Annotated in this window: 9 protein-coding genes and 1 pseudogene; 4 read left to right on the top strand and 6 right to left on the bottom strand. The window is 68.4% G+C overall.

What is annotated here, in order from left to right:
* Together A5736_RS01170 and A5736_RS01165 are read right to left on the bottom strand one after the other, a co-directional pair.
* On the bottom strand, positions 1–314 hold a 314-nt coding region (locus A5736_RS01170), incomplete at its 3' end, for an SDR family oxidoreductase (RefSeq protein WP_139333049.1).
* 72 nt (positions 315–386) lie between these two features.
* On the bottom strand, positions 387–1,091 hold the full coding sequence (locus A5736_RS01165; RefSeq protein WP_076244050.1) for a histidine phosphatase family protein: 705 nt from the start codon (positions 1,089–1,091) through the stop codon (positions 387–389).
* Positions 1,092–1,185: 94 nt separating this feature from the next.
* On the opposite strand from A5736_RS01165, the gene A5736_RS01160 reads away from it, so the two are divergent.
* Positions 1,186–2,058, top strand: a complete 873-nt coding sequence (locus A5736_RS01160) for a MaoC family dehydratase (protein ID WP_076244049.1) — start codon at positions 1,186–1,188, stop codon at positions 2,056–2,058.
* An 8-nt stretch (positions 2,059–2,066) separates the two neighbouring features.
* Here A5736_RS01160 and otsB read toward each other — a convergent pair whose 3' ends face one another.
* Positions 2,067–3,329 carry a trehalose-phosphatase gene (gene otsB, locus A5736_RS01155; RefSeq protein WP_139333050.1) on the bottom strand — a complete coding sequence of 421 codons (1,263 nt, stop codon included), beginning with the start codon at positions 3,327–3,329 and terminating at the stop codon, positions 2,067–2,069.
* A 52-nt stretch (positions 3,330–3,381) separates the two neighbouring features.
* Here otsB and A5736_RS01150 point away from each other — a divergent pair, with 52 nt between their 5' ends.
* Complete coding sequence (locus tag A5736_RS01150; RefSeq protein WP_076244046.1) at positions 3,382–6,681, top strand: error-prone DNA polymerase; 3,300 nt, start codon at positions 3,382–3,384, stop codon at positions 6,679–6,681.
* A 1-nt stretch (position 6,682) separates the two neighbouring features.
* On the opposite strand, the pseudogene A5736_RS01145 reads toward A5736_RS01150, so the two are convergent.
* Positions 6,683–7,094: pseudogene (locus A5736_RS01145) on the bottom strand (TIGR03667 family PPOX class F420-dependent oxidoreductase).
* 33 nt (positions 7,095–7,127) lie between these two features.
* Here A5736_RS01145 and A5736_RS01140 point away from each other — a divergent pair.
* Positions 7,128–7,772, top strand: a complete 645-nt coding sequence (locus tag A5736_RS01140; protein WP_076244044.1) for a nitroreductase family protein — start codon at positions 7,128–7,130, stop codon at positions 7,770–7,772.
* 23 nt (positions 7,773–7,795) lie between these two features.
* On the opposite strand, the gene A5736_RS01135 is transcribed toward A5736_RS01140, so the two are convergent.
* Complete coding sequence (locus A5736_RS01135) at positions 7,796–8,740, bottom strand: NADP-dependent oxidoreductase (RefSeq protein WP_076244043.1); 945 nt, start codon at positions 8,738–8,740, stop codon at positions 7,796–7,798.
* Between the two features lie 135 nt (positions 8,741–8,875).
* Here A5736_RS01135 and A5736_RS01130 point away from each other — a divergent pair, with 135 nt between their 5' ends.
* Entirely contained in the window at positions 8,876–9,361 is a 486-nt protein-coding gene (locus tag A5736_RS01130) for a MarR family winged helix-turn-helix transcriptional regulator (protein WP_076244042.1), read from the top strand.
* A 10-nt stretch (positions 9,362–9,371) separates the two neighbouring features.
* Here A5736_RS01130 and A5736_RS01125 read toward each other — a convergent pair whose 3' ends face one another.
* Positions 9,372–9,836, bottom strand: coding sequence for a tRNA (cytidine(34)-2'-O)-methyltransferase (locus tag A5736_RS01125; RefSeq protein ID WP_076122191.1), 465 nt, complete (start codon positions 9,834–9,836; stop codon positions 9,372–9,374).
* Positions 9,837–10,065 lie beyond the last annotated feature (229 nt).

Raw genomic sequence — 10,065 nt, 5'->3', positions numbered from 1 at the left:
ACGGCGCGGGTTCCCTCCACGTTGGCGGCCCGCTGCGCGGCCTCGCCGGCGGTGAGGTCGTAGATCGCCGCGCAGTGTACGACGTGGGCGACTCGACCCAGCTCCGCCACGGTCTCGTCGCTGAGTGCCAGCTCCGGAAGCTCGCCGACCAGTGGTTTCGCCCGCTCCCCCCACTGCGCGGCGAGGCGCTCGAAGCGTCCCAGCGACTGGCGGCGGACCAGCACCCACACCTCGGCATCGGCGCGCTCGTCCAACAGGCGAGCTACGACGCGGCGACCAATAAACCCGGTACCGCCGGTAACGACATACCGCATGCAGCCATCGTGGCGGTTGGTGCGGCGCACGTCAACCGTGATCTGTACCGCTCTCGGGCGGCCAGGCGTCGCTCAGGCCGTGAAGTTGCGGATGCCGTCCCAGTCCACCAGCGTCCAGCCGTCCACCGGGTTGCCGGTGACGACCACGCGCCCGATATTCGGCAGGGGATGGCTGCTCAGCAGGCTGGTCTTGGCGTTCTTCGTGTTCATCAGCGTCCAGACCATGATCGCCGTGCCCTGCGAGAACACCGCCGGGCTGTGGTGGCCGCTGTTGTAGATCTTCTGGATCGCGGCGGTGAACTGGTCGTTGAACTGTTTGCCGCTGACCGACCCCGGGATGCTGTTCTGCAGGTCGCCGTTGATCCAGTCCGCCGGCGCCAGCATGTACGTCGAGCTTGACATCGTTTCGGGTTTGCCGTTGTACCAGCCGGCATTGATCGATTGCAGGCCGTTCAGCACCTCGACCTGCTTGCCTAGTTCACTGGCCAGCGGCCCGGCGGTCTGCTGGGCTTCCGCCATCTCCGAGGCATAGACGCTGTCGAACTGGTTGTGGCCGGCCTGGTGTACCAGTTGCTGTGCCTGCCCCTTGCCCTCGGCGGTGAGGCTGGGGCCGGGGATACCGGTGTCGATGACCCCGTCCGCATTCGCCTGGGACTGCGCGTTGCGGATGAAGGTCAGGGTGATGCTGTGCGCCTGCGCCGAGCCGCCGCAGGCACCGACGATTACCGTTGCGGCAAGTACGCTGGCCGCCTTCCAGATCATGCTGCGAGTGCGCATGGCGATAGCCTGCCCTGCCCACCGTGTCGGTGGGAAGGGTTTGCGATGGTTGAGTGCAGAAAAAGGCCGAATTTCCACGGGAGAGGATGCTCGTATGGCGATTGATCCGAGTGCCGTCGGTGCGGTGACCGAACCGATGACCTTCGAATGGACGGACCGGGACACGTTGCTGTATGCCCTCGGCGTCGGTTGCGGGATCGACGACTTGTCGTTCACCACCGAGAACAGCCACGACACCCCCCAACAAGTGCTGCCCACCTATGCGGTGATCTGCTGCCCGGCGTTCGGGGCGGCGGGCAAGATCGGAAAGTTCAACTGGGCCATGCTTTTACACGGATCGCAGGGCATCCGGCTGCATGCGCCGCTGCCGGCGGCGGGAAAGCTGTCGGTGGTCTCCGAAGTCACCGACATTCAGGACAAGGGCGAGGGCAAGAACGCGGTCGTGATGCTGCGCTCTCGCGGTACGGACCCGGACTCGGGGACGCTGATCGCCGAAGCGTCGACCACCTTCGTCATCCGGGGCGCGGGCGGTTTCGGGGGGCAGCCGGGTCAGCGGCCAGTCGCGCCGGAATTTCCGGACCGCGAGCCCGACGCCCGGATCCCGCTGCCCACCCGCGAGGACCAGGCGCTGATCTATCGGCTGTCCGGTGACCGCAACCCCCTGCATAGCGACCCGTGGTTCGCCCGTGAGCTGGCCGGGTTCCCCAAGCCGATCCTGCACGGGCTGTGCAGCTACGGAGTGTCGGGCCGGGCGCTGGTCGCCGAGCTCGGCAAGGGCGTCGCCGCCAACGTCACCTCGATCGATGCGCGGTTCAGCTCGCCGGTGTTTCCCGGCGAGACGCTGACCACGCTGATCTGGCGGACCGAGCCGGGCAAGGCGGTGTTCCGCACCGAGGCTTCCGGCGCCGAAGGCAACCCGGCGCGCGTGGTGCTGGACGACGGCGCGGTGGAATACGTCGACGGCTAGCTGGTCGGCTAGCCCACGTGCGCGTCGCTGAGCTGACGCGCCAGCCGGTCGGTGAACTCGGTGACCCGCGCGGGGCTGTCCAGCGCGAACAGCGCCGCGGTGGCGCGGTCACCATCGTCGGTGTGCCGCACCACAATTGGGACGCCGTCGTGGCGCACCGCGTCGAACGCGTCCTCGTCGGTGATGTCGTCGCCGAGATAGATGGGCGTCAGGTTCGCGCCCGCGTGAGGCCCGGCGTGGCGCAGGTGGTCGATCACCCACCGAAGGGTTTTCCCCTTGTCCCAATCGATGTCCGGGCGCAACTCGATGACTTCGCGGCCGGTGGTCACGCGCAGGGCGTGGCGCTGACCCGCCGCGCGCACCGCCGCCGTCACCTCCCCGACGCGATCGCGGGCGGCGTTGCGATAGTGCACCGCCACGCCGAATCGCTTGTGCTCCACCACAACACCGGGAAGCGACCCGAGCTGGTCGCGCAGCTGGCCGGCGACGCGCTCCAGCACCGGTATGGCCGCCGCAGCCGCGTCGTTTTGGTGATGCGTTCCGTCGGGTGCGGTCAGCTCGAAACCGTGGCTGCCCGCATACCAGATGCCGGGCAGGCCGACCCGCTCGGTCACGTCGGCGAGGTCGCGGCCGGACAGCACCGCGACCGGGCAGTGCGCGGCCAATTTCCGCAGCGCCTCGGCCGCGCCGGCGGCCGGCCGGGCCGCGTCCGGATCGTCGACGATGTCCGACAGCGTGCCGTCGAAGTCGAAGAACACCGCCGGCTGCCGGGCGGTCAGGCCCGCGGCCAGGCCGAGGGCCTGCAACGCGTCGGGAAGCTGCGAGAGCCGTCGGTCCCCGGTCCGCACGGTCACTTCCTGTAGCCCGGCCACGACCGCGTCGGCGCCCAACCGGCGTAGCTCGTCGCGGTGACCCGTGGGGTCGACCCCGATGACCAACGCGAATCCGCCGTCGCTCCCGGCCGTGACGCCGGCCGCGTCGTGCGCGACGACGACGCACCGACCGGGTCGCGCGCCCAGCTCGCCGGCCGCCTCGGCCGGGCCGGCCACGTGCACGTCACCCAGATCGCCGATCCCGGCCTTAGCCAGCGCGTCTCGGCGGTCGGGGTGGTGGGAAAAAACGGCGGTGCCGGCACCGACCTCGTGCAGCAGCCGGATCAGCGTCACCGCCGCGTCCGCCGCGCTGCCCTCGGCCGTCACCACCGCGTCGAGGTCGAACAGCACCGCGTCATGGCGGCGCGGGTCGATGATGACCTGCCCCAACTTGCGCACGACCAACCTTCTCACGGAGCGGTATCGAACATACATTCGATATACTCGGGGCGTGGGCTGGTTCAACGGGCCGCCGAGTTGGGCGGAAATGGAGCGGGTGCTCGATGGCAAGCCGCGCCGTGCGGGTGGCCCGGCCCCGGTCGAGCCGGCTTTCGAAGCCGGGGGAGATGTCCCCACGTCGCGCAAGCGCGGGGCGTATGAGCCGCCGGACGACAACCGGAGGGTCCGCTCGTCCGTCGCCTACGCCGAGCTGCACGCGCATTCGGCGTACAGCTTCCTCGACGGGGCCAGCACGCCGGAGGAGCTGGTCGAGGAGGCGGCCCGGCTGGATCTGCGCGCTCTGGCATTGACCGACCACAACGGGCTGTACGGGGCGGTGCGGTTCGCCGAAGCGGCCGCGGAACTCGACGTGCGTACCGTCTTCGGCGCCGAACTGTCTTTCGCGCCCGTCGCCCGCACCGAGGAGCCCGATCCGCCCGGCCCGCATCTGCTGGTGCTGGCCCGTGGCCCGGAGGGCTACCGTCGGCTGTCGCGGCAGCTGGCCGCTGCGCATCTGGCCGGCGGCGAGAAGGGCAAGCTGCGCTACGACTTCGACGCGCTGACCGAGGCGGCGGGCGGGCACTGGCACATCCTGACCGGGTGCCGCAAAGGCCATGTGCGCCAAGCGCTTTCCGACGGCGGCCCGGACGCGGCGGCCCGCGCGCTGGCCGACCTGGTGGACCGGTTCGGCGCGGCGCGGGTCAGCATCGAGTTGACCCATCACGGTCATCCGCTCGACGACGAACGCAACGAAGCGCTGGCCGCACTCGCGCCGCGGTTCGGTGTCGGTGTCGTCGCCACCACCGGCGCGCACTTCGCGGGGCCGTCGCGGCGCCGGCTGGCCATGGCGATGGGGGCGATCCGGGCCCGGCAGTCGCTGGATTCCGCCGCGGGATGGCTGGCCCCACTGGGTGGTTCGCATCTGCGCTCCGGCGAGGAGATGGCCCGGCTGTTCGCGCAGCGGCCCAAGGCGGTGACCGCCGCGGCCGAGCTTGGCGAGCAGTGTGCGTTCGGGCTGGCGCTCATCGCCCCGCAGCTGCCGCCGTTCGACGTGCCCGACGGGCACACCGAGGACAGCTGGCTGCGGCAGCTGGTGATGGCCGGGGCGCGCGACCGTTACGGACCGGCCGAGGCCGCGCCGCGAGCCTACTCCCAGATCGAACACGAGCTGAAAGTCATTGCACAACTGCAGTTTCCGGGATACTTCCTGGTGGTGCACGACATCGCCCGGTTCTGCCGGGACAACAACATCCTGTGCCAGGGCAGGGGATCGGCGGCCAACTCCGCGGTCTGCTATGCCCTCGGCGTCACCGCGGTGGACCCGGTGACCAACGAGCTGTTGTTCGAGCGCTTCCTGTCGCCCGCCCGTGACGGTCCGCCCGACATCGACATGGACATCGAATCTGACCAGCGCGAAAAGGTCATCCAGTACGTCTACGACAAATATGGCCGGGACTACGCCGCACAGGTCGCCAACGTCATCACCTACCGGGGGCGAATCGCGGTGCGCGACATGGCCCGCGCGCTGGGTTTCTCGCAGGGGCAGCAGGACGCGTGGAGCAAGCAGGTCAGCAGCTGGAACGGGCTGGCCGACTCGCCCGACATCGAAGACATTCCGCCGCAGGTGATCGACCTGGCCACCCAGATCCGGAACCTGCCGCGGCACATGGGAATCCACTCCGGGGGCATGGTGATCTGCGACCGTCCGATCGCCGACGTGTGCCCGGTGGAGTGGGCCCGCATGGAGAACCGCAGCGTTCTGCAATGGGACAAAGACGACTGCGCGGCAATCGGTTTGGTGAAGTTCGACCTGCTCGGGCTGGGCATGCTCTCGGCGCTGCACTATGCGAAGGACCTGGTGGCCGAGCACAAGGGCATCGAGGTCGATCTGGCCAGGCTCGATCTCTCGGAACCGGCGGTGTACGAGATGCTGGCGCGCGCCGATTCCATCGGCGTGTTCCAGGTGGAGTCGCGGGCGCAGATGGCGACGTTGCCGCGGCTGCGGCCGCGTGAGTTCTACGACCTGGTGGTGGAGGTGGCGCTGATCCGTCCCGGGCCCATCCAGGGCGGGTCGGTACACCCCTACATCCGGCGGCGCAACGGCATCGACCCCGTCGTCTACGACCACCCCTCCATGGAACCGGCGCTGCGAAAGACGCTGGGGGTTCCGCTCTTTCAGGAGCAGCTGATGCAGCTCGCGGTCGACTGCGCCGGCTTCTCGGCCGCCGAGGCCGACCAGCTGCGGCGCGCCATGGGATCCAAGCGTTCGGCCGAGCGCATGCGACGCCTGCGCGGCCGGTTCTACGACGGCATGCGCGCGCTGCACGGCGCCACCGACGAAGTGATCGAGCGGACCTACGAAAAGCTGGAGGCATTCGCCAATTTCGGCTTCCCGGAAAGCCACGCGCTGTCCTTCGCGTCGCTGGTGTTCTACTCGTCGTGGTTCAAGCTGCACCACCCGGCGGCGTTCTGCGCGGCACTGCTGCGCGCACAGCCGATGGGTTTCTATTCCCCGCAGTCGCTGGTGGCCGATGCGCGCAGGCACGGGGTGGTGGTGCACGGTCCGTGTGTCAACGCCAGCCTGGCGCACGCCACGTGTGAGAACTCCGGGACGGAGGTGCGGCTGGGTTTGGGCGCCGTCCGTCATATCGGCGACGATCTCGCCGAACAGCTGGTCGAGGAGCGAAAAGCCCACGGCCCGTTCGCTTCTCTGCTGGATCTGACGGCCCGGCTCCAGCTATCCGTGCCGCAGACCGAAGCGCTGGCGACGGCCGGGGCGCTGGGCTGCTTCGGGATGTCCCGCCGCGAGGGTTTGTGGGCGGCCGGGGCGGCGGCCACTCAGCGGCCCGACCGGTTACCCGGCGTGGGGTCGTCGTCGCACATTCCGGCGCTGCCGGGGATGAGTGAGCTGGAGCTGTCGGCCGCCGACGTGTGGGCCACCGGGATCTCGCCGGACAGTTATCCGACGCAGTTCCTGCGGGATGACCTCGACGCGATGGGTGTGGTTCCCGCCGAGAGGCTGCTGAGCGTGCCCGACGGCGACCGCGTGCTGGTCGCCGGCGCGGTGACCCATCGGCAGCGACCCGCGACGGCCCAAGGGGTGACCTTCCTCAATCTCGAGGACGAGACCGGGATGGTCAACGTGCTCTGCACGCCGGGAGTGTGGGCCCGGCAGCGCAAGCTGGCCAATACGGCGCCGGCACTGCTGGTGCGCGGCCAAGTCCAAAACGCCAGTGGCGCAGTCACTGTCGTGGCCGAGCGGTTGGGCCGCATCACCTTGGCGGTCGGCTCGCGCTCGCGTGACTTCCGCTGATTCAGCCCGTTGGCGTCGTCCACACTTTGGTCGGGGTGATGGTCAGCCGGGTGCTGTAGGAGCCCATCGCCTCGGCCAGGCCGAACTTCGCGGCCTCCTCGCTGTACTTTGCCCAGTACGGCTCATCCTCGCGGCAGTCGACGTCGGTGGCGTCCACCCGTGGCGACGCCGCCGACCACGATGATGCCGCCGCCGTTGCCGTCGGAATCCAGGTTGAGGCTCACCTTGGGGTGCGACTTGATATGTGCCACCTTGGCCGCCTGCGGCATCGAGTACACCGTCAGCGTGGCGCCGTCGAAGTAGAACCAGATCAGCCGCGGCACCGGTTGGCCCGATTTCGCGACGGTCGTCAGCCACCCGTAGTGGTCGGAGATAAGCCTGCTGGAAACCTCTTGTGTCAGTTCGACGCTCATGGCACGAATCTAGCCCGCAGGTAGTCTCCACCCATGACCCTCAACCTGTCCGTCGACGAAGTTCTCACCACCACCCGCTCGGTCCGCAAGCGCCTCGATTTCGACAAGCCAGTATCCCGCGAGGTGTTGATGGAATGCCTCGACTTGGCGCTGCAGGCGCCCACCGGCTCGAACTCGCAGGGATGGCAGTGGGTCTTTGTCGAGGACGCCGAGAAGAAGAAGGCGATCGGCGACATCTACCTGAAAAATGCCCGCGGCTACCTCGCCTCGCCGTCACCCGAGTACGCCGAGGGGGATACCCGCGGTGAGCGGATGGGCAAGGTGAGGGATTCCGCGACCTATCTGGCCGAGCACATGCACGAGGCGCCGGTGCTGATGATTCCCTGCATCGAAGGCCGCGAGGACAAGACGCCGCTGGGCGGCGTGTCGTTCTGGGCGTCGCTGTTCCCGGCGGTGTGGAGCTTCTGCCTGGCGCTGCGCTCCCGCGGCCTGGGCTCCTGCTGGACGACGCTGCACCTGCTGCGCGATGGCGAAAAGCAGGCCGCCGAAGTGCTCGGCATCCCCTACGACCGGTACAGCCAGGGCGGGCTGTTCCCGATCGCCTACACCAAAGGCACCGACTTCCGGCGGGCCAAGCGGCTGCCCGCCGAGAGCCTCACGCACTGGAACACCTGGTAGACCCTCGCGCGGGACTCACCGGGTTACGGGTCGACCGGCAGGAGGATGGTCTTGCCGTGCAGGCGGCCCGCGTCGGAATCGGTATGCACGGCTGCGGCCTGGTCGAGCGGGCGCCGGTCGGCGACGTCGATGCGCAGTTGCCCGGCGTCGACGCGGCTGACCAGCTCGGCCAGCTGCGCGGCGTCACTTCGGACGAAGACCCGTTGCGTGCGGACGCGGCGGCCGGGGTTTTCCGGGCCGGAAGTCATGGTGCCGACGTGGCAGCCGCCGTCGGCGACGATGCCGATGAGGGCTTCGGTCTGCTCGTCGGTGGTGCTGACCAGGTTGAGCACCACGTCGAACGGTGCACCATCGACGTCGATCGGCGAGTGCGTGTAGTCGATGTAGTCGACGATCCGGTCGGCGCCCAGGGCGCGCAGACGTTCGGCGTCACGCGTCTTTGCGGTCGCGGTCACGACGGCACCGGCCTGCTTGGCCAACTGAATCGCATAGCCGCCGACCGCACCTGACGCGCCATTGATCAGGATCGTCCGCCCCGCCGTCAAACCGGCGATCTCGAACAGCGCTTGCCACGCCGTCAATGCGGGCTCCGGCAGCGCAGCCGCATCCGCTAGATCCAGCGACTGCGGTGCGGCGGCCAGCGACTCGGCCGGCGCTATCGCGTACTCCGCGGCGGCGCCATCGGCATCCAGCGGCAGAAACGCCACGACCGCATCGCCGACGTTCCATCGCTGAACCCCGTCACCGAGTTCGGCGATTGTGCCCGCGACGTCGACGCCGGGGATGTGCGGGAAGCTGATTTCGTACACCTCGGACAGGTAGCCGCCGCGGATGCCGGCATCCACCGGATTGAACGAGGTGGCGGCCACTTTCACCAGCACCTGCCGCGGGCCCGGCACCGGTCGCGGCGCCTCCTCGTACCGCAGAACGTCGCTATCGCCGTATCGGTGGTATCGCACAGCCTTCATGAATTTGTCCTTCCTTGATTGCTTCGATGTTGAAGCAGTTATGCCTGGAGGAACTTGCTTCAATATCGAAGCAATTCCGAGGACGGCTGTGACCGTCGTCTCATTGCTTCGATGTTGAAACATTAAGATGACGGGATGGCCGAAGGCCTCAAGCCCGTGCAACTGCGCACTTACTTCGCCCTGACCGAGGCGACCAGCTTGCTCCAGTACGCCGTGCGACAGCAGTTGCAGGCCGAGGGCGGCCTCAGCTACGTGCAGTTCGAGGTCTTGGCCAAACTGGTCGACGCCGGCCAACCGCTCACCATGACTGAGCTCGCCGATGGCGTGGTCTTTAGCCGCAGCGGCCTGACCCATCAGGCGGGACTGCTGGAAAAGGCGGGGCTCATCACCCGCCAAGTCAGTACCCATGACAAGCGCGCCACGGGCGTCGAGATCACCGAGGCGGGTCGAGCCCTTGTCGCCAAGGTTCTACCCGGCCACATCCAGGTCGTGCGCGACCTCCTGTACGGCTCACTGTCCGATCAGGACGCGCAGATCCTCGGCGAGCTCATGAGTCGCGTCCGCGATCACATGCGTGGTCGGCCCCCCCGCTCGGCCGCTCCGCGCAAACGCACCGGCTGATCGACCGCGTCTAGACCGCGCCCGAGTAGCCGTGCTGCCGCCAGGCCTCGTACACGGCGATCGCGGCCGCGTTGGCAAGGTTCAGGGAGCGCCGGCCGGCCAGCATGGGGATGCGAACCTGCTGCGTGACGTGGGGGTCGGCCAGGGTCGCCGCGTCCAGTCCGTCGGGTTCCGGCCCGAACATCAGCACGTCGCCGGGCCGGTAACCGATGTCGGCGAACGAGGTGCTCGCGTGCGCGGTGAACGCGACCACCCGCGCCGGCAGCAGCGCGTCCCACGCCGCCGGCAGCGACGGGTGCACGGTGACCGACGCCAGGTCGTGGTAATCCAGCCCGGCCCGCCGCAGCTTGGGCTCGGACAGATCGAAACCCAGCGGCTCGACCAGGTGCAATTCGGTGCCGGTGGCGGCCGCCGTCCGGATGGCGTTGCCGGTGTTGGGGGCGATGCGCGGGCTATAGAACAGCAGCCGAAACATCTGCCGATCATTGCAAAACCGTTCGCGCCGCCGACCCGCCGTGTTTGCCAGATTTGCTCGTCGGTGTAGGCAGAAACCTTAAAGGGCTCTGTCTGCTCAGTAACAATTCTGGTGACCTGAGGCTTGGGCTGTCATACTCGTCGGATTGCCAGGCGTTTTCCGCTCGCGCCTTTCTGTGCGGGGTGGGTGCGAATAAAGCAGGAAGTTTCATGAGGCTCTTTTGTTCAGC

This window comes from Mycobacterium sp. SP-6446 (assembly GCF_001954045.1).
In the GTDB taxonomy this organism is placed as follows: Bacteria; Actinomycetota; Actinomycetes; order Mycobacteriales; family Mycobacteriaceae; genus Mycobacterium.
Note: the sequence above shows the minus strand (reverse complement) of the source record. Positions and strands in the feature narration are given on the sequence as shown.

Coding starts and splice junctions, on each gene's coding strand:
- A5736_RS01135 (WP_076244043.1), bottom strand. CDS start 8,740: ATGAAGGCTGTGCGATACCACCGATACGGCGATAGCGACGTTCTGCGG.
- A5736_RS01160 (WP_076244049.1), top strand. CDS start 1,186: ATGGCGATTGATCCGAGTGCCGTCGGTGCGGTGACCGAACCGATGACC.
- A5736_RS01130 (WP_076244042.1), top strand. CDS start 8,876: ATGGCCGAAGGCCTCAAGCCCGTGCAACTGCGCACTTACTTCGCCCTG.
- A5736_RS01125 (WP_076122191.1), bottom strand. CDS start 9,836: ATGTTTCGGCTGCTGTTCTATAGCCCGCGCATCGCCCCCAACACCGGC.
- A5736_RS01165 (WP_076244050.1), bottom strand. CDS start 1,091: ATGCGCACTCGCAGCATGATCTGGAAGGCGGCCAGCGTACTTGCCGCA.
- A5736_RS01140 (WP_076244044.1), top strand. CDS start 7,128: ATGACCCTCAACCTGTCCGTCGACGAAGTTCTCACCACCACCCGCTCG.